This is a genomic window from Achromobacter deleyi (assembly GCF_016127315.1).
Classification (GTDB): domain Bacteria; phylum Pseudomonadota; class Gammaproteobacteria; order Burkholderiales; family Burkholderiaceae_B; genus Achromobacter; species Achromobacter insuavis_A.
Map to the genome: position 1 here is coordinate 2,558,306 of NZ_CP065997.1, position 21,423 is coordinate 2,579,728.

Genomic DNA, 21,423 nt, shown 5'->3' on the forward strand with positions numbered 1-21,423 from the left:
CGGGTGCTTCAACGGCCCAGCCCGAAAAAGGTCTGCGTGTTGCCCGACAGGATCTTCTGCTGCACGGCGGGCAGCAGCTCGGAGTTCGAGACCAGTTGGCCGACCTCCTGCTCGCCCAGCGGATAGGGATAGTCGGAGCCCAGCAGCACGCGGTCCTCGCCCATCACGTCGATCAACAGGCGCAGCGAGCGCGGATCGAACACGGCGCTGTCGACGTAGAAGCGGTCGGTGTACGACGAGGGCAGCCGCGGACAGTCCTGGCGCACGATGTCGCGGTGGCGCCAGGCGTTGTCCACGCGCCCCAGCAGGAAGGCGAAGCTGCCGCCGCCATGGGCGAAGCAGAGCTTGAGGCTGCGCGGGATGCGCTCGAACGCGCCGGACAGGATCAGCGACAGGATGCCCAGCTGCGTCTCGGCCGGCATGGCGACCAGCCATGGCAGCATCCAGCGCTTCATGCGGCCGTCGGTCATCATGTCCCACGGGTGCACCAGCACCGGGATGTCGTGTTCGGCGCAATGCACCAGGAACTGCACCAGCGTGTCGTCGTCCAGGTCGCGCGGGCCGACGTGGTTGCCGATCTGCACGCCCAGGTGGCCGGCGGCGCGGGCGCGCGAGGCCTCGCGGCAGGCCAGGTCCAGATCCTGTAGCGGCACCTGCGCCAGGGCCTTGAGGCGGTCGGGCGCGAACGCGCAGTGCTCCAGCGCCAGGTCGTTCATGCGCGCGGCCCAATCGGCCGCGGCCTGCGCCGGATAGGTGTAGCCGAACATCACCGGCGTGGCGCACAGGATCTGCAGGTCGACGCCGTGGCGGTCCATCTGTGCGACGCGCAGGGCCGGGTCCCACAGGGTGGCGTCGACGGGGCGGAACGGACGGTCACCGGCCATGATCTGGCCGGTCGAGCCATCGCCGTCGCGCCGCAGCCAGGGCGCATCGACCGGGTCCAGCGCCGCCGCTTCCTGCCGCGTGATGGGCGGGAAGAAGTGCGCGTGCATATCGATTTTCAAGGTCATAAAAGGACGGATGACAGGTTGGGGGCGTCAGGCGGGCGACGGCTGCGCGGCGGGGGCTTGCGCCTTGCCCGGGTGGATCGCGCCGCAGCCGGGGCAGGTGCGCTTTTCCTCGCTGGCGTAGAAGGCCTGGAACAGCGGCGGCAGGTCGGTCACGATGCTTTTCAGCTGCACCTCGACGCGGTGCACCAGCTGGCCGCAATGCGGGCAATACCATTCGAAGCCGTCCAGCAGCCCTTGCGGGCGCTGGCGCTCGATGACCAGACAGGCGCTGCCGGTCTCGGGGCGCTGCGGCGAATGGCGCACGTGCGGTGGCAGCAGGAAGATGTCGCCTTCCTTCAAGTCGACGCGCTCGGGCTTGCCGTCGATCCACAGCGACAGCCAGGCGTTGCCGCGCACCTGGTAGAAGAACTCTTCCAGCGGATCGTCGTGGTAGTCGGTGCGCAGGTTGGGGCCGCCGACCACGGTGACGATGAAATCGGCGTCCTGCCAGATCTGCTGGTTGCCCACCGGCGGTTGCAGCAGGTGGGCGTGGTCCTGGATCCAACGCTGGAAATTCAGGGGCGGGCCATAGGCGGGCATGACGGTCTCCGGGAGGCTCTTGCGGACTTCGCTGAAGGCAAGTCTAGGCGGGGGAAGGGGCCGCGGCACAATAGAAATTGCGCGGTTGGATATGCGGGGTATCTATCGCGGGGTTTCCCTGAACGGGATATCCCGGATGCGCCGGATCAGGCGTCCTGAGGACCCGGCGCGCGCTGCGCCGCGATCTGCTTGAGGTAGTCGACCAGGCGCAGGCAGGCGGGCGTCAGCGGCCGGTCGGCGCGGATCGAATAGCCGACGTCGCCGAACGCGCCGAAGGCGTCGGTGGGCAGGCGCGTCAGCACGCCCATGGCCAGGAACTGGGCCGCGGCGTCATAGGGCATCAGCGCCAGCGCATCGCTGTGCATCAGGATGCCGATATTGGTCAGCAGCGACAGCGACTCGACGTGGCGCGTGGGCAGCCGCACGCCGGCATCGAAGAAGCTGCGCTCGATCGAGGCGCGCAGCGGCGAGGTGGGCGCGGGCAGGATCCAGATGTGGTCGGCCAGCTCGGCCAGCGTCACGCGAGCGGCCCCGGCCAGTGGATGGCGCGCGCCGGCCACCAGGCACAGGTCTTCGCGATACAGCTTGTGGTGGTCGACGGCGACGCCCGAGATCGACGCCATGTCGGCGCCCGGCAGGCGGCCCACCACGATGTCGACGTCGCCGGTGGCCAGCGCCGGCAGCAGCTGCGCCGACGGCCCTTCGCGCACCGTGACCTGGATGCCGGGGTGGTCGGTCATCAGCCGCGCGATGGCCTCGGGCAGCAGCTTGGCCGAGGCCGCGATCAGCGTGCCCACCACCACGTGGCCGCTGGCGCCGCCCAGCACCGCGTCGATGTCGTCGGCCATGTAGCGGATCTCGGCCATCATGGCGTGCACGCGGCGGCCCAGCACCAGCGCCAGCTCGGTCGGCGTGACGCCGCGGTTGGAGCGCTCGAACAGCGTCGCGCCGAAGAAGGCCTCCAGGTCGTGGATGGCCTTGGTGACGGTGGGCTGGGTCAGGTGCATTTCGCTGGCGGCGCGCGACAGCGAACGGCGCGCCAGCACGCGCTCGAAGATCTGCAGCTGGTGCAGCTTCAGTTTGTGGCTGAGCGCGTTGGGCGTGATGCGGAAGTTCGACATGCGCGCGGCCGTCCCGGCGCGGCGGCCGGGGCGGCGATCCTGTTCCGAAGGAAAAGCCGGAAGGCGGTCTGGCGCCATGGCCGCGCGGGTGTCGGTCAACGCGCCAGCGGCTTGTAGGCGACCGCCTTGATCTCAATCAGCAATTGCGGGTGCGGCAGCTGATGCACCGCCACGGTGGTGCGTGCCGGCCCATCGGCGTCGAAGAACTCGCCGTAGACCTGATTGTAGCCACCGAAGTCGTTCATGTTGACCAGGAAAGTACTGATCTCGACCACGTCCGCCAGGCCCGCGCCGGCGCTGGCCAGGATGTCGCGGATGTTCTCGATCACCGCGCGCGTCTGCACGCGGATGTCGAGCGTGGTGGTGCCCATCGCGTCGACCTCGGCGCCGGCGATGCGGTTGTCCGGCAGGCGCGAGCTGGTGCCCGAGACGAACAGGAAGTCGCCGGCGCGCTTGATGTGGGGATACTTGCCACGCGGGGTGGCCTTGCCGGCGACGACGGTGGCGCTGACGGAAGCTTGGGTCATGGCGGTGTCCTTGGAGGCGCTGTGGCTCACAGCTTGATGCAGACGTTGGTGGGTTCGGTATAGAAATGCAGCGAATGGCGGCCGCCCTCGCGGCCGATGCCGGACAGGCCGCTGCCGCCGAACGGCGTGCGCAGGTCGCGCAGGAACCAGCAATTGACCCACGCCAGCCCCACCTTCATCGCCTGCGCGACGCGGTGGCCGCGGGTCAGGTCCTGCGTCCAGACGGCGGCGGCCAGGCCGTAGCGGGTGTCGTTGGCCAGGCGGATGGCCTCTTCCTCGGTGTCGAACGGCGCCACGTGGCAGACCGGGCCGAACACTTCTTCCTTGATGCAGCGGGCGCTCTCGGGCAGGCCGGTCCAGATGGTCGGCTGCACGTAGGCGCCGGCGTCGCGCGCATCGCCGAACACCGGCACGCCGCCGCCGCTGACCACGGTGGCGCCTTCCTCGCGCGCCAGGGCGAAATACGACAGCACCTTTTCGCGGTGCTCGCGCGACACCAGCGGCCCCATGCCGGTGTCCGGATCATCCGGCCAGCCGATGCGCAGCGCCCGCGCGCGCTCGGCCAGCGCGGCGACGAAGCGGTCGTAGATCGGGCGTTGCACGTACACGCGTTCGGTGCACAGGCAGACCTGGCCGCAGTTGGCGAACACCGAGCGCGCGGTGCCGTCGACCGCCGCCTCGAAGTCGGCGTCGGCGAACACCAGCGCCGCGTTCTTGCCGCCCAGTTCGAACGACACCGGCTTCACGCCCGGCGCCACGGCGCGCATGATGGCAGCGCCGGTGGCCGACTCGCCGGTGAAGGTGATGCCGTCGATGTCCGGATGCGAGGTGATGAACTCGCCCGCGGACCCCGGTCCGAAACCGTGGGTCAGGTTCAGCACGCCGGGCGGCAGCCCGGTCTCGTGCGCGACCTCGGCCAGCAGCGTGGCCGTGGACGGCGTGACTTCCGACGGCTTCATGATGACGGTGTTGCCGAACGCCAGCGCCGGCGCCACTTTCCAGGTCAGCAGCAGCAGCGGCAGGTTCCACGGCGAGATCACGCCGACCACGCCCAGCGGCTTGCGGTAGGCGTAGTTCAGCGCCTGGCGACCGTCGGGCGTGTCGGTCATGTAGCTTTCCATGTCCAGCGTGCGCGCCAGTTCGGCGAAAGCGCGGAAATTGGCGGCGCCGCGCGGAATGTCGATCTGGCTGGCCCAGGAGACCGGCTTGCCGGTGTCGCCGATCTCGGCCTGCAGGAAATCATCGAAGCGGCGGTTGATGCCGTCGGCCAGCGCCAGCAGGTGGTCGGTGCGCTGCGCCACCGGCAGTGCGGCCCATGCCGGCAGGGCGTGGCGCGCGGCGGCGACGGCGCGGTCGACCTGCTCGCGGCTGGCTTCGTGGGCCTGGGCGATCAACGTGTGATCCACCGGACTGTGTTTGTCGAACGTGGACGCGCCGTCTTCGAAGCGGCCGTCGATGTAGTTGCGCAGCTGGCGGATCATCATGGCCTGTTTTCCAATGTCAATTAAGTACGTATACGTACCATATTGGAAAATAGTAGGCAGCGGCTGGCGGCAAGTCAATGGGGGGAAGCGATGGGCCGGCCCGCGGGCCGGCCTCGGGGATGGCGCCGGATTACCACCGATAGCTCAGCGTGCCGTACACCTGGCGTTCCTGGCCCCAATAGCACGACGTCGTGCTGCCGCAACTGGCCACATAGCGGCGGTCGAACAGGTTGGTGGCGGACAGCGCAATGGCCAGGCCCTTGAGCGACGGATCCAGCGCACCCAGGTCGTAGGCCAGGCGTGCGTCCACCAGCGTCACGGGCTTCATGGCCAGGGTGTTGTTGGCATCGCCGTAGGTGCTGCCGCGATAACGCACGCCCAGGCCGGCGCTCAGGCCCTGGGCGATGCCGCCAAAGCGGTGGTCGGTCCACAGCGCGGCCTGGTGGCGTGGCAGGTTCTGCAGGGCGTTGCCCTCGGTGTTGACGCCCATGGCATCCGGCGTGTTGCGCGTGACTTCGCCCTGGCTATAGCCATAGGAGGCGATCACGCTCCAGCCGCCGCCCAGTTCCGCCTTGCCTTCCAGCTCCAGGCCGCGCACGCGCGCTTCGCCCGTCTGCACGCTGAAGGCGGGGTTGGTCGGATCGGTGGCGATCACGTTCTTCTGCGTCAGCTGGAACACGGACAGGGTGATCAAGGCCTTCTGGCCGGGCGGCTCGTACTTGATGCCCGCTTCGTATTGCTCGCCCTTGGTTGGCTTGAACGGCGTGCCGGAGCGGGTCGCGCCGATGGCGGGGTCGAATGACGTTGAATAACTGACATAGGGCGCCAGCCCATTGCGCGCCAGGTAGACCACGCCGGCCCGTCCGGTCCAGGCGGTGTCGTCCTGGCTGTTGGCCGCATCGCTGCCGAAATTGATGCCCTGCTTGCGATTCCAGGCGCGGTCGTGGCGCACGCCGCCGGTGAAGGCCCACTGGCCCGCGCGGATCTGGTCCTGCAGGTAATAGCCGATCTGCGTGGCGCGGGTGCGGGTGTCGGTGTATTCGGCAATGTCCTGCGGCCGTTGGCCATAGACGGGGCGATACAGGTCCAGCGGACCCAGCGACCCCATGTAGAAGCGGTAGCCGTTGTTGGTGCGGCGCAGGTCCAGCCCGGCCAGCACCGTGTGCGACAGCGGTCCGGTGTCGAACTCGGCCTGCGCCTGGTTGTCGACGCTGAAGGCGTAGACCTGTTCACGCCAGCCGACGTAGCTGCGGTCGACCAGCCGCTTGTCGGCATCGAGGAAGCCATTCAGGAAGCTGTTGCGGGCGCTGAAGTCGATCTCGGCGTAGCGCAGGTTCTGGCTGACCTTCCAGGTCGAGTCCAGGCGGTGGTCCAGGCGATAGCCGACCGAGCGTTGTTCCACGTCCCAGCGATCGACACCCGGCTCGCCCGGAAAGCGCGAACGCTTCAGGCCGCCATTCGGGTTGTCGTACAGCGTGCCCTCGGCCGGCAGGAAGTAGCCGGTCCAGCCGTCGACGCGGTCGCGCTGGTATTGCAGCCGCAGGGTGAAGCTGGTGTCGGCGTTCGGCGCCCAGGTGAAGGCCGGGGCGAAGTAGCGATTGGTTTCGGACACGTGATCGAGCGAGGCGTCGGCATCGCGATACAACCCGGTCAGCCGGTAGCGCAGCGTCGCCGCCTCGTTCAGCGGACCGCCCAGGTCGAAGGCGCCTTGCTTGTGGCCGTTGTTGCCGCCTTCGAGCTGGATCTCGCCCTGGCGCGCATCGGGCGGCGCCTTGGTGACGTAGTTGACCAGGCCGCCCGGCGTATTCTGGCCATACAGCACCGAGGCCGGTCCCTTGAGCACTTCGATGCGCTCGGCGCCGTAGGGGTTGAGCCGGGGAATCACGTATTCGCCGGTGGCGGTGCGCAGGCCGTCCTGATAGGTGGCGTAGTTGGCGTTGAAGCCGCGCAGCTGGATCACGTCGAAGCGCACGTCATAGCCCGCCCAGGCGGCATTGACGCCGGGCGTGTAGGCCAGGGCCTCGGCGGTGCTGCGCACCGGCCGGCGGTCCATCTCGGCGCGGCTGATGACATTGATGGTCTGCGGGGTTTCCAGCAGCGCGGCATCGGTCTTGGAGCCGGAAGCGCTGCGGGTGGCGACCAGCCCGTCCGCCGGCCCGAACGCGGATTCGCGCAGGCCTGGCACCGTGATCGGCGTCAGTTCCACCGCGTCCGGCGCCGGCGTGCGGAAGACCTGCAACCGGCCTTCGGCGTTGCGGCGCGCCGACAGCCCGGTGCCGTGCAGCAGGCCGGACAGATCCGCATCGGTCCCTGTCGGCGCCGGCAGGCCGGGGCTGCGCAGCCCGCGCGTCAGCGCGGCATCGTAGGAAATCACCAGGCCATGGCGCTGGGCATACGCGCCCAGCGCGTCGTCCAGCGGTCCGGCCGGAATCGGCGCCTCGCCGGCGGCGTGGGCCACCGTCTGCAGCAACAGGGTCAGGCCGGCCAGGGTCCGGCGCAATCGTCTCGGGTACATCGCAATGCTCCATGCGGTTGTGCATGGAAGAGATGACGTGCCAGGCGTCCAAAGGGGAAAGGGCGGTTACAACTTTTCCTGGGCTGCCGCTATCCGGGTGTCGCCGGCGCTAGCGGCGTTCGACTCGCTGCAGCCAGGGACCGTAGTGGCGCACGCGGATGGGCAGGTTTTCCTGGAGCGAGGCCAGCGCGGCGTCGCCGTCCAGCGGCAGCACCGCCGACACCCGCAAGTCGGCCAGCGCCTGCGCGTCATACAGCAGCAGGCCACGGCGATGGCGCGCCAGTTCATCGAGCACCTGGGGCAACGGCGTGTCACTGACCGACAGGCGGCCCTGGGTCCAGCCCTCGGCATCGCGCGGGGCGGTCCGCGGCGGGCCGACCGAGTCGGGGCGGATATCCAGCGTCTGGCCGGCCGCGGCATCCTGGCAGGCAGCGCCCGGGCGCGCAGGACACGCCTTGACGCGCGATTCGGTCACCGTCACGCGGGTGGCGTCGGGCAGCAGGCGGACGATGTAGCGCGTGCCCAGCGCCGTGGCGCTGCCATCGCGGGTGTCGACGACGAAGGGCCGGCCGGCCTGGCCCGGCGCCACTTCGGCCAGGATCTCGCCCTGCCGCAGCACGATGCGGCGTTCCTGCGCGGTGTAGACGATGTCGACCGCGCTGTCGGTGTTGAGCGTCAGGCGGCTGCCGTCGCTCAGTTCGATGGTGCGGTGTTCGCCCACGCCGCTGCGCAGGTCGGCGGTCAGCCACGGCAGTTGGGCGTGCAGCGCCCACCAGAGCGGCGCCAGCGCGGCCAGGGCAAGCGCCGCCGTTCGCACGGCCGCGCCGCGACGCTTGCGGCGCCGGCCGCGGGTTTCTTGCAGCATGGCGCTCAAGCGGTGCCCCGGCGCCTGCTGGGCCGGGGCCGCCAGCAGCCCCCACAGCGCCTGCATGCGCTGCCAGGCGCGTTCGTGATCGGGATGGGCGCTGCGCCATTGCTCGAACGCGCGCGCTTCTTCCGCGCTGGGGGCGCCGTCCATCACGCTGTGCCAATGCGCCGCCTGCTCCAGCGCGGCGCGTGGCAGCGTCGCCTCGCCGGACGGGCCGGCGGCATCGTCAAACAGCATGGGCGCGGTCCGCGGCCGATTCGGCCAACGCGTCATGGCAGGCCAGCAAGGCCTGCGCGATATACAGCTTGACCGAGCGTTCCGACACCCGCAAGACCTGCGCGATGTCGTGTTGCGGCATGCCGTCGTACAGGCTCATGAGAAAAGCCTGCGCGGCTTTGTGTGGCAGGCGATCGATGGCCTGGCTGACCGCCGCCAGCGCCTGCACGGCCATGGCGACCTGCTCGGCGGAGGCCTCCGCGCGCAGCGCGTGCTGCTCGGCGTGCAGCGCCAGATAGGCCTGCTCGATATCCTGCCGGCGCCGTTCGTCGATCACCAGCCGGTTGGCCGTGGTGGCGAGCAGGGCGCGCGGCTGGTCCGCGGTTTCCAGGCCGCCATGCCGCAGCAGGCGCAGGAAGGCGTCGTGCGCGATGTCCTCGGCGTGGAATCGGCATTTCAGCTTGCGCAGCAGCCAGGCGCGCAGCCAGCCGTGATGCGCCGCGTAAAGATTCTGGAAGGCCGGCAGGACGTTCGGTCCGGACATGGTGGAAAAAATCAGGAATTGAGAAGCGTTATCAGCTTGAGGATTGTACGCGGCTTCGCCGTCCATGCCACCCCGAGGGTTCCCGGCCTACAATCGCCAGGCTGATTCACTGGATCCCAGATGACCTCTTCCGCCCGATCCGTCCGCCCGGCCAGCGCCCGGGCCCTGCAGCAATTCGACCTGACACAGGTGGCCTCGCACCTGCTGCGCCGCGCTCACTTCCGGGCCGAGGCGCTGTTCGCGCAGGCGTTTCCGGACGAGGACCTGACGCCGCGCCAGAAGGCCTTGCTGATCACGGTCCACCAGAACCCGGGCGCGACCCAGAGCCGTATCGCCGAACTGATCGCGCTGGACCGCAATTCCTTCGCCGAAATGATCGCCCGCATGACCGCCAAGGGCTATGTGCGGCGCACCCGCTCGGCCGAGGACGGCCGCGCCTATGCGCTGGAGATCACCGACGAGGGCATGGCGCTGCTGGCGCGGGTGCTGCCGCGTGATGCGCAGGTGGAGGCGCAGGTGCTGGCGCCGATCCCGGAGGAACTGCGGCCGGTGTTCCTGCAATGCCTGAGATTGATGGCGGGGCTGGAGCCGCCGGCGGGGACGTGAACGGCGCCGCCGCACCGCGCTCCCGCGGCATCGGGCCGTAACGCGGCCGTGCGTCGCCTCAGGGCGCGTCGGACGGCGGTGGCGGCGCGGTGTTTGCCGGCGCCGGGGTGGGCGATGATGCCGCCGTCGCGTGCTTGTCGTTGGCCGCGCGGCCGAAGCGCAGCGCGAACTGCCGCGTGAACACCGCGCCGAAAAAGAAGATCTGCGCCGAGTAATAGATCCACAGCAGCAGCGCGATCAGGGAGCCCGCCGCGCCGTAGGCCGACACCGCCGCGCCCCGGCTCAGGTACACGCCGATGCCCCACTTGCCCACCAGGAACAGCGCCGCCGTGACGATGGCGCCGGGGATCACGTCGCGCCAGGAGATCCGCGCGCTCGGCAGCAGCTTGAAGATCACCGCGAACAGCGCCACCACCACCGAGAACGAAAACAGGCTTGAGGCCCAGTCGGCCGCCGTGGCGAAGGCCGACGCCGTCCACAGGTCGCCGTAGTACTTGCGCGCCGCGCCCAGGCCCGCGTTCACCGTCAGTGAAATCAGCAGGAACAGCGCCAGCACCAGCACCAGGCCGAATGACAGCATGCGGCTGCGAACCATGCCCTGGATGCCGCCCTTCTGGTTGCCGGACACTTCCCACAGGTCGTCCAGGCTGGCCTTGAGCTCGGCGAAGGCCGTGGTGGCGCTGAAGATCAGCACGAAGATCGAGATCAGCGCCGCGATCCAGCCGCCGCCGGATTCATGGGCGCTGGCCAGCACCGTCTGGATCACCTCGGCGCCGCGCTCGCCGGTCAGGTCGCGCAGCGACGCGAACAGCTCCGAGCGCACCGCGTCCTCGCCGAAGAAGGCGCCGGCCACGGCGATCACCAGGATCAGCATGGGCGCCAGCGAAAACACCATGTACAACGCCAGCGCCGCGCCCTTGCTGGAGGCGCGATGGGTCGACCACTGGTTGGCGGAATCCATCAGCAGCCCGCCGATCTCCGACGGACGCAGGACACGCAGGCTGTTGGGAAGGCGCATGGGTCTGGGCTCGGGCTAGGGAGCCTTCATTGTAGGGACGCATGCGCCGGCGCGAAACCATGAACTTGTTGGCAAACGTTCCGGGGCCCGGCGCGATGGCCGGGTCCACAAAAAGAAAAACCCCCGGGGCGAAGGTCCGGGGGTCTTTCGGGGTACTGCGTTCCCCGGCCGAAGCCGGGGAGGCCATGCAAGGGAAGCGGGACTTAGAAGTCCATGCCGCCCATGCCGCCCATGCCGCCGGGCATGGCCGGGGCAGCGGGCTTGTCTTCGGCCAGTTCCACAACGGCGGCTTCGGCGGTCAGCAGCAGGCTGGCGACGGAGGCGGCGTTCTGCAGGGCGGTGCGGGTCACCTTGGTGGGATCCAGCACGCCTTGCTCGACCAGGTCGGTGTACTCGCCGGTCGCGGCGTTGTAGCCGTAGTTGCCCTTGCCGTTCAGCACGTTGCTGACCACGACGCTGGCTTCTTCGCCGGCGTTGGTGACGATGGTGCGCAGGGGCTCTTCCACAGCGCGCAGGATCAGCTTGATACCGGCGTTCTGGTCAGGCGTGTCGCCCTTCAGGTCAGCGATGGCTTGCTTGGCGCGCAGCAGAGCCACGCCGCCGCCAGCCACAACGCCTTCTTCCACGGCAGCGCGGGTAGCGTGCAGGGCATCTTCGACGCGGGCCTTCTTTTCCTTCATTTCGACTTCGGTGGCAGCGCCAACGCGAATCACGGCAACGCCGCCGGCCAGCTTGGCCACGCGTTCTTGCAGCTTTTCACGGTCGTAGTCGGACGTGGCTTCTTCGATCTGGATACGGACTTGCTTGACGCGAGCCTCGATCGACTTGCTGTCGCCAGCGCCGTCGATGATCGTGGTGTTTTCCTTGCCCACTTCGATGCGCTTGGCTTGGCCCAGTTCAGCCAGGCCGGCCTTTTCCAGCGACATGCCGGTTTCTTCGGAGATCACCGTGCCGCCCGTCAGGATGGCGATGTCTTCCAGCATGGCCTTGCGGCGGTCGCCGAAGCCAGGCGCCTTGACGGCGGTGGTCTTCAGGATGCCACGGATGTTGTTGACCACCAGGGTCGCCAGGGCTTCGCCCTCGACGTCTTCGGCGATGATCAGCAGCGGACGGCTCGACTTGGCGACTTGTTCCAGCACCGGCAGCAGGTCACGGATGTTGCTGATCTTCTTGTCGAAGATCAGGACGAACGGGTCTTCCAGCGCGGCGACTTGCTTTTCCGGGCTGTTGATGAAGTAGGGCGACAGGTAGCCGCGGTCGAATTGCATGCCTTCGACGACGTCCAGCTCGTTTTCCAGCGACTTGCCGTCTTCGACGGTGATGACGCCTTCCTTGCCGACCTTGTCCATCGCGTCAGCGATGATCTGGCCGATCGAGGAATCGCTGTTGGCCGAGATCGAGCCAACCTGGGCGATTTCCTTGCTGGTCGTGACCGGCTTGGATTGCTTCTTCAGCTCGGCGACGGCAGCGGCGACAGCCTTGTCGATGCCGCGCTTCAGGTCGATCGGGTTGAAACCGGCGGCAACGTACTTCAGGCCTTCCTGAACGATGGCCTGGGCCAGCACGGTGGCGGTGGTGGTGCCGTCACCGGCGTTGTCGGAGGTCTTGGAGGCAACGTCCTTGACCAGCTGGGCGCCGATGTTCTCGAACTTGTCCTTCAGTTCGATTTCCTTGGCGACGGAGACGCCGTCCTTGGTCACGGTCGGGGCGCCGAACGAGCGCTCCAGCACGACGTTGCGACCCTTGGGGCCCAGGGTGGTCTTGACGGCGTTGGCGAGGACATTCACGCCACGGACGATGCGCACGCGGGCGTCGTCACCGAACAGTACTTGCTTGGCAGCCATTTGTTAGCTTCCTTCGAAAATTCGTTTGAGGCAGGGTTTACTGGACCACGGCGAGGATTTCGTCCTCGCGGATGACGAGCAGTTCTTCGCCGTCAACCTTGACCGACTGGCCGGCGTACTTGCCGAACAGAACCTTGTCGCCAGCCTTCAGGTCGACCGGCAGGATCTTGCCGTCTTCGGTCTTCTTGCCGGGGCCGACGGCCACGACTTCACCCTGGTCGGGCTTTTCAGCGGCGCTGTCGGGGATGACGATGCCCGACGCAGTCTTGCGCTCGTTTTCGAGGCGTTTGACGATCACGCGATCGCCCAGGGGACGCAAGGCCATGAGGAACTCCTGTTACTAAAGAAGAAAGTGAATGATCGGTTAGGCCCGGGAGGACTGTTAGCACTCACCGGTGTCGAGTGCTAATTATAGGGATGATGTCGCGAGGTTCAAGGGGGGGAGGGGGGCTGTTACATATGGCGGAGCCGTGTGGTGGGTGAGTGGTGCGTCCCTTTTTATTTGCCGCCTTGCGGTCGCCGGTGTCGAAAATCATCCAACGCGGGATTTACGTCACTCAACACATAAGCCCTGATCGCGATACTCACCCGGTGCCCCCAGCGCGGCGCAGAACTTGTGGTTTTCGCCGGAATAGGCGTGTTTGGCGCGGATGGTCAGCGTGGCGCCGGCCAACCTGACCTTCTTTGGATCGCAGGACCAGAAGCCGCTGGAGATTTCGTTGTACGCCGCCCTGGCGACGAGGCGGGGCGGTTGTTCGGGCTGCTTCTTTCCGGATGTCGTCGTGGCCAACCACTCGATCCAGACACGGCAGCTCACGTGCTCGAAGCCCACGTTCTCGAGGATCACCCGGTAGGAGCCCTGCCCGTCGCGGGAATGCCAACTTCCGCCAGTCAGCGTCCCCAGGAGCTCCGCTTGATCCGCGTCAGTCTCCGCGACGGAGGGAGCCGCCACCAGGAACGAAAGGCTGAGCAACGCTGACGCAAGAATTTTCATGGTTCGGATTGCCTGTCGGGATTCGGCGTGAAAGGAGTGATGGACGGCGCTCGGCGGCGTTTTATGGACGGGATGGCAAGCATAACCGGCAGGTATCGCAGCAGGTCGCATCCGAGGTCGAAGCGCGGCGAGGATTTCTGGCCGCCGCTCGCCATACCCGCAGTTATACGAATCGCAGTTGCGTCCCACATAGATCTTGTCCGCCAGGTTCCGCGCATTCAATGCCAGGCTCCAGTGCTGGAAGTCATAGCCCAGCATGGCGTCGAACAGGGTGTAGGCCGGCACCTTGGCGGGGGCGGAACTATTGGCGCCGTCGGTCGCGCCTACGAAGCGCACGCCCATGCCCACCTTGATGCCGTTGGCAAAGCGGTAGTCGCCCCAGGCCGAGGCCTGGTTGCGCGGAGTGGCGGTGAGTTGGGTGCCGATCTTGTCGGGGTTGGCGTTCTTGGTCACGCGGGCGTCGGGCGTCCACGTATAGGACAGCAGCAGTCGCGGGTGCCGGGCGGCTGGTAACGCAGGCCGACCTCGTATTGGCGTAGTTGGGCAACAGCTGATTGGCGGGCGTGCCGCAGGCCACCGTCACACCGGAGACGGTGCAGTCCGCCATGGCGGCGGGCCCCCAAGCGGCCAGCCCCAGGGCCGCGGCCATCGCGTGCAAGCGCCACCGCACCGGCGCGTAAACCGCCGTGGGCGCCGCCCCGCCGCGCGGTTGGGCCGCCAGCTCCGACACGGGCTGCCACATGCGCCTAGCGCGTTCCATACCAGGCGGTACACGGGCTTCAAGGCCTACTCCTCCAGGATTAGCGGTGATCGCTGCGGGGCGTCCGCGACGCGGAACGGCCAAGGACGGCGACAGCCGGGCGCGGACGATTTCCGGCCGGGGCGCGACTATACCGCTGCGCAACTTTTTATTACAAAAATAGAATGGAAGAAGGGCCGATGTTTATCCAGCTTGCGTTACTCAAGGCGTATGCCTGGGTTGTCGCCTGTCACGGGTTCAAGGAATACCGGAGCCAAAAGTTGCACAACCTCCCGACAAACGGGAGAATCGGCCGCTGGTCCCCCCTATCGGTGGCCGCAGACTATTCAGGAGTGATGGACGTGCGCAACCCCGTTCTTGCGGCAATACCGGCCGGCATCATGGAAGGCTGGCGCCGGCAACGCGCTCAAGGCAGACACACGATCCTGCATGCCGTCATCTGCGCGGTCCTCGCCAGCGTTCCTTTCCTGCCGGTCGAAACCGCCCATGCCGTCGGCTTCGACTGCAAGGCCGCGAAAACCCATGTCGAACATCTGATCTGCGCCGACCCAGCGCTGTCCAGGCTGGACGATCAGACGAAGGCGCTTTACGACAGGATTCAGGCCGAAACCGCTGGCCGTGACGGCGAAACCGGTGAATGGCGCGATCCTGTGGCGAAAGAGCAGACGCAATGGCGCACCACCGTGCGCGACCGTTGCACAGACGCCGCCTGCCTGAAATCCGCTTACGAGGACCGTATCGCCGCCATGAAAAAGAACTGGGCAGAGGCGCTGGGACCCGCGGGCGAGTAATACGCGAAGCCCTGCTCTGCGAATGCCTGTCATAGCGCTCAACTCCTTGGCATCTGAATCGCTGTTCCCCCTGGCTCTGAAAAAGGAAAGAGGCCTGGGCTTGGAGTATTGGCCACTTGGTTTCCGCCCCTCTTTTGATATCAGCAGTCTTCGCGCTGCAAAGCCTGTTTCAAGCAGCTAAAAATCTGCTCGATCTGCTCAGTGTTGATGATCAAGGGTGGCGAAATAACGATCATGTCGCCAGAGGCACGCACCAGCACGCCATTGTTGAAGCAATACCGCGCCACATCTGCTCCTCGGCTGCCGGTCGCCCCAGGGCGCGGCGCCAGATCCACCGCGCACAACAAGCCTATGCTGCGAACGTCAGTGACATGAGGCAACCCCTTGAGCGCCAGCGCGCTCGACTGCCAGAAGGGGCTGATCTCCTGCACCATGGAATTGATGCCCAGTTCCTCATGCAGTTGCAGCGTCGCCAGGCCAGCAGCGCAGGCCAGCGGATGAGCCGAATAGGTGTAGCCGTGCATCAATTCGACCACCTGCGGAGGACCAGCCATGAAGGCGTCATACACACCACCACTGACGATGACACCACCCATGGGCACGGCACCATTGGTCAAGCCCTTGGCCACCGTCATCAAGTCGGGCGTGACGCCAAAGACCTGTGAGGCGAAGTTGCCGCCAACTCGCCCGAAGCCGGTGATCACCTCGTCGAAAATGAGGAGCACACCGTGCTGGGTGCACAGTTCGCGCAGGCGCTGAAGATAACCAACCGGCGGCGGATATACGCCGCCCGAACCGGTGACCGGTTCGACGATGACGGCGGCAACCGTGCTCGGATCCTGGATGTCCAGCAGCAAGGAAAGTGCTTCGGCATAGTTTGCCCCTTGCTCGGGGTTGCCAGCGCTGAATCGCATGCTGGCGTCATAGGGCAATGGCAAATGACTGACCTCACCAAGGAGCGGGCCGAAGTCGCGCTTTTGGCGGCCGATGCCGGAGACGGACAGGCCGCCAAAGCCCATGCCGTGATAGCCCTTGGCCCTGCCAATCAGTTTAGTGCGCCGGCTGTCGCCACGGGCCTGATGATAGGCACGCGCAATCTTCAGGGCCGTGTCGACCGCCTCGGAGCCCGAGTTCGTGAAGAACACCTTGTCCATGCCCCCCGGGGCTAGCGCGATCAAGGCATCCGACATTGCCTGAGCCGCCGGGTGGCTCATCTTGAACGAGGACACGAAGTCCAGGCGGGCGGCGGCCTGCTGAATCGCCTGCACAATGCTGGCCTGACCGTGGCCGGCGTTGACGCACCACAGACCCGCCATGGCGTCCAGAATCAGCTGACCGTCGGTCGTGCGGTAATACATGCCCTCGGCGCTATCGAACATCATCGGCTGTTGTTGAAACTGCCGCATGGGAGTGAATGGGGCCCAGAAGGCATCGGAAACGGAACTGGCGTCGGTCATGGGATCTCCTTGGTTTCTGAATCGGCGGCGGGCTCAGTGTTCAGCTGAGCGGATGCGGTAGCCACCATTGGCGAGTTTTTCCAGCGGGCTGGCAGCGGCCAGCAATTTACGTGTGTAGGGGTGCTGCGGACCGTCAAACAACACGTCGCGGCTAGCGATTTCGACTATTTTTCCTTGGCTCATGACGGCGACTCGATGCGCGATCCGTTCAACGGCTGCCAAATCGTGCGAGATGAACAGGCAGGCGAAGCCATATTGCTTTTGCAAGCGCTCGAACAGATCCAGAATCTGCTTCTGAATGGTCATGTCCAAGGCGGAGATGGGCTCATCGGCGATCACCATCCTTGGCCGCCTCACCAGCGCTCGGCCAATGGCCACACGTTGACGCTGGCCGCCTGAAAGTTGATGCGGGAAGCGCTCGCTGAATGACGAATTGAGGCCAACATCGTTCAGCGTCTCCGCCACCCGTGAGCGGCGTTGCGACTCGTTCAGATCATCACTATGCCGCAACGGTTCGATCAGGATCTGCCCGATGCGCATGCGCGGATCCAGCGAAGAATACGGATCCTGGAAGATCATCTGACATTGCAGCCGGGTGCTGCGATTGACAGACTTGAGCAAATCCACGCCCTGGAACTCAATGCTCCCAGCGCAGGGCTTGACCAGCCCGGCCACTGCGCGGCCCAGCGTGGTCTTGCCGGAGCCGCTACCGCCCACCAGCGCCAACGTTTCGCCCGGCGCGATGCTGAGGTCTACCCCGTGCACCACGCGATAGGCATCGCTACGCCTCCAGAAGCCGCGTTGTCCGGGATACTCGATGCATACGCCTTTGACTTCGAGCAACGGGGCCTTGGACTCGGGCAAAGGAGGCAGTACGCCGCGGCGCGGCAACGATTCGAGCAACTGACGGGTGTATTCGGCGCGGGGAGCCAACAGGATGGAATCAGTCGGCCCCTGCTCGACAGCCTGCCCATTGCGCATGACCACCACTCTGTTGGCATAGCGCGCCACCAGCGAAAGATCATGGCTAATGAAAAGCACGGCCGTGCCCTGCTCGCGCGTCAACTCCAGCATCAGTTCGATGACATCGAGTTGTGCCAGGCAGTCCAGCGCCGTGGTCGGTTCATCGGCAATCAGCAAGGCCGGACGAAGCAGCATGACCGCAGCCAGCATGATGCGTTGGCGCATGCCGCCCGAAAACTCATGCGGATAAGCTGCCAGGCAGCGCACCGGGTCTTTGATGCCAATGCGCTCCAGCATGGTCAGGCAGCGCTGACGTATCGCGCCCGCGCTGAGTTCGGTATGCAGCTTGAGCGCTTCGCTCATCTGCCGGCCTATGGTCAAGGCGGGATTGAGCGAGACCATTGGCTCTTGAAACACCATGCCGATCTCGGCCCCGCGCACTCGGCGCAGGGCTTTGGCATTCTGCGTGTCCAACAACTGGCCTTTGAAACGGATCTTGCCGCCAGACAACTGCATGGGCGCTGGCAATAGGCCGATCACGGCACGGGCAGCCATTGTCTTGCCGCTACCCGACTCACCCACCAGCGCCAGGATCTCGCCCGCCGCAAGTTCAAAACTTACATCATTGACGGCCAGCGGGCCATCATGGCCGGCTCGAATCCTGAGGTTTTCAACGGCCAACAGTGGCGCTTTCTCGGTCATGCTCAACTCCTCATGCGCGGATCGAGGCGATCGCGCAATGCATCGCCAAACAGATTGATGCCTAACAAGGCCAGGCTGATCAGCACCCCGGGGAACACGCCCAGCCAGGCGGCCGAGGCGACGTAAGGACGGCTGGCCGCCAACATGCTGCCCCAGGTCGCGGCGGGCGGCGGCACGCCCAGGCCCAGAAAGCTCAAAGCGCTTTCGGACAGGAGCGCCCAGCCAAACATGCTGGTCGCCAGCACGCACACCGGTGCCAGACAGTTGGGCGCGATGTGTCGGAACATGGTGTACAGCTCAGAATTGCCGATGACTCGCGATGCCTCGATGAACTCGCGTTCGCGCAGCGACAGTACGCTGCCGCGCACGACACGCACCACCGACGGGGTGTAGGCCATGCCCAGCGCCAGCACGATGCTGTACTTGCTGGCGCCCAAGACGGCCATGATGCCCAAGGCCAGCAGAATGCCCGGAAAGGCCAACAAGGCATCGTTGAACATCATCAAGATTCGGTCGGTCCAGCCGCGCAGATAGCCAGCCAGCATGCCTATCATCGTGCCGCAGACCAGAGCCACCGCCACCGACAGGAGGCTGATCCACAAGCTGGTGGAAGCACCGATGATGAGACGGCTCAAGACATCGCGGCCGAACTCGTCGGTACCAAGCCAGTGCGGCGCGCTCGGCGCCTGCAGCCGCGCGCTTAGCTCAAGTTTCAGCGGGTCATACGGCGTCCAGACGAGACCCAGCAGAGCCAGCAAGACCAGACTAAGCAAGAGGCCGCCGCCGATCACGGCGTTAAGTGGCAGCGGATTGCGCCGCTGCGCAGGCGCCGCCGGAAGAGAGATGGCGTTGCCAGTCATAGCTTTACCCTGGGATCAAAAATTGGATACAGCAGGTCGACGATCAAGTTCACCACGACGTAGATACTGGTGATCAACAAAAGACAACCCTGCAAGACAGGATAGTCACGCGAGAAAATCGAATCCACCATCAGCCTGCCTATGCCAGGCAGCGTGAAGACAGTTTCCAGCACGGCGATACCGCCCAGCAGATTGCCCAGAATCAGGCCTACCAGCGTCCAGGTCGGCGCAAAGGCATTGCGCAAGGCATGGCCCCACAGCACCGCCGTCTCCGACAGCCCCTTGGCGCGAGCATGAGCGATGTACTCGAGGCGCAAGACCTCGATGGTGCTGGCGCGCGCCATGCGTGCGATCGAGCCGAACTCCACCAGCGTCAGCGTCACGACCGGCAATACCAGATAGCTCAGCCCGCGCAAGGGATCGGCGCTGACGCTCACATAGCCGACGATGGGCAACCAGCCCAATTTCATGCCGAAGAAGTAAAGCAGCAGCAAGCCCAGCCAGAAGGCCGGAATCGACAGCAGCAAGGTGGCGCTGGCAACCAGACCCAGGTCCATCAGGCTGTTCTGCTTCCAGGCGGCGTAGAGGCCGACCGGCACAGCCAGCAGCACGGCGAAGCCGACCGAGATCAGGACGATGACAGCGCTGACGCTGAAGCGCTCAATCAGCAGATCCAGAACCGGCTGGCTACTGCTGATAGACAGGCCGAAATCACCGCCTAACACGGCTCGGATCCAGATCAGGTATTGGGTCAGAATCGAGTGATCCAGACCCAGGGTCTTGCGCATCTCGGCCAGGCTGCTCGTGTCCGCCATATCCCCCAGCATCAACAAGGCGGGATCGCCGGGGATTAAGCGGATCAGGCCGAACACCATGATCGAGATCAGCAGCAGAGTGGGCAGCGCCATGCCCAGGCGCTGAACGAAGAATTTCAACATGACTGGCCTACTTCGCGGTCACCGCCAAAGACACGCCCCAGAGGCGTGGCTTGGAAATTGGCCAGGTTCGATAGCCCTGTATGTCGTCACGGAAGGCGCCGATGGCGGTGCCGTTGTAGATGATGACCATGGGCACATCCTGAATTAGCTTTCGGTGCAACTGGTCAAACAGCGCTTGACGCTTGGCCGGTTCGGATTCCTGCATGGTCTGCTGCAGGATGCCGATGGCGTCTTCGTTGTCCCAGACTTTGCGGGTTTCCTTGGACTTGTCGCCTAGCACCTGCTCAAAGCTCAAGGCTGGATCGAAACGCGGCGAGTACGAGAACGACATCATTTGATAGTTGCCGCTCTGGTAGCGTTCCAGCTGCGTGCCCCATTCCAGCGTCTCCATTTGGATATTGATGCCTGCGGCTGCCAGCATGGCCTGACTGAGGATGCCCATGTCGAACATCTGCGGATAGCGCTTGTTGACGATCATCTTGATCGGCTGGCCGCGATAGCCGGCAGCGCTCAGCAAGGCACGCGCTTCGACCAGATCGGTGGTGTAGCCTTTGGCGGTCGCCGCGTCGTAATAGGTACTGCTGCTGGGTACGGCCGAGTTATTGACCTTGGACAGGCCATTGGACAGCGTGGCTACCATCTGGCTGTAATCCAGCGACAGGGCAATGGCGCGGCGAATGCGCACATCTTTCAGCAAGGGGTCGCGGGTCTGGAGCAGCAGGCCGTTGATGGACATGGCAGGGCTGACCTGAATGGTCAGCCCTTTGGCGTGCTGCAAGTCAGCCGCGTCGGTTGCCGTGACGTCAGGAAGCAGATCGACACCGCGCGCCATCAATGCAGCTTTGGCCGTGGCGTTATCGGGGATTACGACAAAGCGCAGCTGGTCTACCAGTGCCTGCTTATTGCCTGTATAACCGTCCGGCTTGGCCTCGGCGCGAGCGGAATACTCGGCAAAACGCTGCAGATCGATATATTGACCGCGTTTCCATTCGCCCAGCTTGAAGGGCCCTGTACCCACCGGCACACGCCATGCGCCCTCGGGCGTCAGCGAATCCGGGTGCAGAATGCCGGTGCCACCGCAATCGGTTCGGGCCATGGTGGCCAAGAACAGCGCATTGGGCTGCTCCAGCTGGAAGACCACGGTCATCGGGTCCGGGCTACTGATGTCCTGCACCTTGAGCAAGCCCCGGCCATCGAAATCGGGTAGGCAGCGCCATTGCGTTTTGGGGTCCAGGTAACGGCGCCAGGTCCATAGAACCTCGGCGGCGGTCAGCGGCGCTCCATTATGAAAATGCACGCCCTCGCGCAATTTAAAGCGGTAGATGCGTCCATCGTCGGATACCGTGACCGACTCGGCCAGCATGGGGCCTACGGTGGCGTCCTCGCGGTAGGCCACCAGGCCTTCCACCATATGCATGAGGACGGCGTCGGTATTCTCGTCGCGGTTGACGCCGGGGTCAGTGCTGCGGATGTCACCGCTGATGCCGACCTGGATGCGTGACGGCTCGGCGGCGTGAGCGCCGGCGGTCGCAAAGGCCAAGGCTAGCGCAGCGTAGCTCAGGGCTGCCTTTACAGAGTTGCGCATGAGGTATTCCTCCTTGAATGGAATGGGCGGCATGGACGGAT

General features: G+C 65.6%; 19 protein-coding genes. 2 read left to right on the forward strand and 17 right to left on the reverse strand.

From position 1 onward, the window contains the following. Positions 1-8: 8 nt before the first annotated feature. The 8 genes from I6I07_RS11470 to I6I07_RS11505 form a co-directional block, all read right to left on the reverse strand. Positions 9-1,010, reverse strand: coding sequence for an amidohydrolase family protein (locus I6I07_RS11470; protein WP_198486719.1), 1,002 nt, complete (start codon positions 1,008-1,010; stop codon positions 9-11). A 27-nt stretch (positions 1,011-1,037) separates the two neighbouring features. Beyond that, entirely contained in the window at positions 1,038-1,589 is a 552-nt protein-coding gene (locus tag I6I07_RS11475) for a 3-hydroxyanthranilate 3,4-dioxygenase (RefSeq protein ID WP_198486720.1), read from the reverse strand. Positions 1,590-1,735: 146 nt separating this feature from the next. Beyond that, entirely contained in the window at positions 1,736-2,788 is a 1,053-nt protein-coding gene (locus I6I07_RS11480) for a LysR substrate-binding domain-containing protein (protein ID WP_198487492.1), read from the reverse strand. Between the two features lie 17 nt (positions 2,789-2,805). Continuing rightward, positions 2,806-3,237 carry a RidA family protein gene (locus I6I07_RS11485; RefSeq protein WP_198486721.1) on the reverse strand — a complete coding sequence of 144 codons (432 nt, stop codon included), beginning with the start codon at positions 3,235-3,237 and terminating at the stop codon, positions 2,806-2,808. Between the two features lie 26 nt (positions 3,238-3,263). Further along, the gene (locus tag I6I07_RS11490; protein ID WP_198486722.1) at positions 3,264-4,721 is read right to left on the reverse strand and encodes a 2-hydroxymuconic semialdehyde dehydrogenase; all 1,458 of its coding nucleotides are present in this window, start codon (positions 4,719-4,721) and stop codon (positions 3,264-3,266) included. A gap of 130 nt (positions 4,722-4,851) precedes the next feature. After that, positions 4,852-7,236 carry a TonB-dependent siderophore receptor gene (locus I6I07_RS11495; RefSeq protein ID WP_198486723.1) on the reverse strand — a complete coding sequence of 795 codons (2,385 nt, stop codon included), beginning with the start codon at positions 7,234-7,236 and terminating at the stop codon, positions 4,852-4,854. Positions 7,237-7,345: 109 nt separating this feature from the next. Next, positions 7,346-8,341, reverse strand: a complete 996-nt coding sequence (locus tag I6I07_RS11500) for a FecR family protein (RefSeq protein WP_198486724.1) — start codon at positions 8,339-8,341, stop codon at positions 7,346-7,348. Then, on the reverse strand, positions 8,331-8,864 hold the full coding sequence (locus tag I6I07_RS11505) for a sigma-70 family RNA polymerase sigma factor (RefSeq protein WP_061073327.1): 534 nt from the start codon (positions 8,862-8,864) through the stop codon (positions 8,331-8,333). Before I6I07_RS11505 ends, I6I07_RS11500 begins: the two co-directional genes overlap by 11 nt. Before the next feature lie 120 nt (positions 8,865-8,984). Here I6I07_RS11505 and I6I07_RS11510 point away from each other — a divergent pair, with 120 nt between their 5' ends. After that, entirely contained in the window at positions 8,985-9,470 is a 486-nt protein-coding gene (locus tag I6I07_RS11510; RefSeq protein ID WP_061073328.1) for a MarR family winged helix-turn-helix transcriptional regulator, read from the forward strand. Between the two features lie 58 nt (positions 9,471-9,528). Here the strand turns inward: I6I07_RS11510 and I6I07_RS11515 are convergent, their stop codons facing one another. From I6I07_RS11515 to I6I07_RS11530, 4 genes are all read right to left on the reverse strand, one after another. Then, entirely contained in the window at positions 9,529-10,488 is a 960-nt protein-coding gene (locus tag I6I07_RS11515) for a YihY/virulence factor BrkB family protein (protein WP_198486725.1), read from the reverse strand. A 203-nt stretch (positions 10,489-10,691) separates the two neighbouring features. After that, on the reverse strand, positions 10,692-12,332 hold the full coding sequence (gene groL / locus I6I07_RS11520) for a chaperonin GroEL (RefSeq protein WP_116519843.1): 1,641 nt from the start codon (positions 12,330-12,332) through the stop codon (positions 10,692-10,694). Positions 12,333-12,369: 37 nt separating this feature from the next. Further along, positions 12,370-12,657, reverse strand: coding sequence for a co-chaperone GroES (gene groES, locus I6I07_RS11525; RefSeq protein WP_006221616.1), 288 nt, complete (start codon positions 12,655-12,657; stop codon positions 12,370-12,372). 228 nt (positions 12,658-12,885) lie between these two features. Further along, a complete protein-coding gene (locus I6I07_RS11530; protein ID WP_198486726.1) occupies positions 12,886-13,779 on the reverse strand; it encodes a TonB-dependent receptor domain-containing protein in 894 nt (297 codons plus the stop codon). 486 nt (positions 13,780-14,265) lie between these two features. On the opposite strand from I6I07_RS11530, the gene I6I07_RS11535 reads away from it, so the two are divergent. Further along, a complete protein-coding gene (locus I6I07_RS11535; protein ID WP_232626043.1) occupies positions 14,266-14,877 on the forward strand; it encodes a lysozyme inhibitor LprI family protein in 612 nt (203 codons plus the stop codon). A gap of 140 nt (positions 14,878-15,017) precedes the next feature. Here I6I07_RS11535 and I6I07_RS11540 read toward each other — a convergent pair whose 3' ends face one another. The 5 genes from I6I07_RS11540 to I6I07_RS11560 are packed head-to-tail and all read right to left on the reverse strand — an operon-like array spanning position 15,018 to position 21,382. Beyond that, positions 15,018-16,334 (reverse strand): aminotransferase class III-fold pyridoxal phosphate-dependent enzyme, encoded by a 1,317-nt coding sequence (locus I6I07_RS11540; protein ID WP_198486727.1) that lies wholly within the window; start codon positions 16,332-16,334, stop codon positions 15,018-15,020. Positions 16,335-16,367: 33 nt separating this feature from the next. Continuing rightward, positions 16,368-17,999 (reverse strand): ABC transporter ATP-binding protein, encoded by a 1,632-nt coding sequence (locus I6I07_RS11545; RefSeq protein WP_232626044.1) that lies wholly within the window; start codon positions 17,997-17,999, stop codon positions 16,368-16,370. 2 nt (positions 18,000-18,001) lie between these two features. Then, a complete protein-coding gene (locus tag I6I07_RS11550; RefSeq protein ID WP_232626045.1) occupies positions 18,002-18,859 on the reverse strand; it encodes an ABC transporter permease in 858 nt (285 codons plus the stop codon). Further along, positions 18,856-19,797: an ABC transporter permease gene (locus I6I07_RS11555; RefSeq protein WP_116519817.1), complete on the reverse strand. Its 942-nt coding sequence runs from the start codon at positions 19,795-19,797 to the stop codon at positions 18,856-18,858. The genes I6I07_RS11550 and I6I07_RS11555 overlap by 4 nt, the downstream gene beginning before the upstream one ends. 7 nt (positions 19,798-19,804) lie before the next feature. Further along, entirely contained in the window at positions 19,805-21,382 is a 1,578-nt protein-coding gene (locus I6I07_RS11560; RefSeq protein ID WP_198486729.1) for an ABC transporter substrate-binding protein, read from the reverse strand. Positions 21,383-21,423 lie beyond the last annotated feature (41 nt).

Bases quoted from the DNA above. Each gene is read 5' to 3' on its own strand.
- I6I07_RS11540 (WP_198486727.1), bottom strand. From the start codon at position 16,334: ATGACCGACGCCAGTTCCGTTTCCGATGCCTTCTGGGCCCCATTCACT.
- I6I07_RS11555 (WP_116519817.1), bottom strand. From the start codon at position 19,797: ATGTTGAAATTCTTCGTTCAGCGCCTGGGCATGGCGCTGCCCACTCTG.
- I6I07_RS11490 (WP_198486722.1), bottom strand. From the start codon at position 4,721: ATGATGATCCGCCAGCTGCGCAACTACATCGACGGCCGCTTCGAAGAC.
- I6I07_RS11560 (WP_198486729.1), bottom strand. From the start codon at position 21,382: ATGCGCAACTCTGTAAAGGCAGCCCTGAGCTACGCTGCGCTAGCCTTG.
- I6I07_RS11480 (WP_198487492.1), bottom strand. From the start codon at position 2,788: ATGGCGCCAGACCGCCTTCCGGCTTTTCCTTCGGAACAGGATCGCCGC.
- I6I07_RS11470 (WP_198486719.1), bottom strand. From the start codon at position 1,010: ATGACCTTGAAAATCGATATGCACGCGCACTTCTTCCCGCCCATCACG.
- I6I07_RS11485 (WP_198486721.1), bottom strand. From the start codon at position 3,237: ATGACCCAAGCTTCCGTCAGCGCCACCGTCGTCGCCGGCAAGGCCACC.
- I6I07_RS11495 (WP_198486723.1), bottom strand. From the start codon at position 7,236: ATGTACCCGAGACGATTGCGCCGGACCCTGGCCGGCCTGACCCTGTTG.
- I6I07_RS11510 (WP_061073328.1), top strand. From the start codon at position 8,985: ATGACCTCTTCCGCCCGATCCGTCCGCCCGGCCAGCGCCCGGGCCCTG.
- I6I07_RS11500 (WP_198486724.1), bottom strand. From the start codon at position 8,341: ATGCTGTTTGACGATGCCGCCGGCCCGTCCGGCGAGGCGACGCTGCCA.
- I6I07_RS11515 (WP_198486725.1), bottom strand. From the start codon at position 10,488: ATGCGCCTTCCCAACAGCCTGCGTGTCCTGCGTCCGTCGGAGATCGGC.
- I6I07_RS11475 (WP_198486720.1), bottom strand. From the start codon at position 1,589: ATGCCCGCCTATGGCCCGCCCCTGAATTTCCAGCGTTGGATCCAGGAC.
- I6I07_RS11505 (WP_061073327.1), bottom strand. From the start codon at position 8,864: ATGTCCGGACCGAACGTCCTGCCGGCCTTCCAGAATCTTTACGCGGCG.
- groES (WP_006221616.1), bottom strand. From the start codon at position 12,657: ATGGCCTTGCGTCCCCTGGGCGATCGCGTGATCGTCAAACGCCTCGAA.
- I6I07_RS11550 (WP_232626045.1), bottom strand. From the start codon at position 18,859: ATGACTGGCAACGCCATCTCTCTTCCGGCGGCGCCTGCGCAGCGGCGC.
- I6I07_RS11535 (WP_232626043.1), top strand. From the start codon at position 14,266: ATGTTTATCCAGCTTGCGTTACTCAAGGCGTATGCCTGGGTTGTCGCC.
- groL (WP_116519843.1), bottom strand. From the start codon at position 12,332: ATGGCTGCCAAGCAAGTACTGTTCGGTGACGACGCCCGCGTGCGCATC.
- I6I07_RS11545 (WP_232626044.1), bottom strand. From the start codon at position 17,999: ATGACCGAGAAAGCGCCACTGTTGGCCGTTGAAAACCTCAGGATTCGA.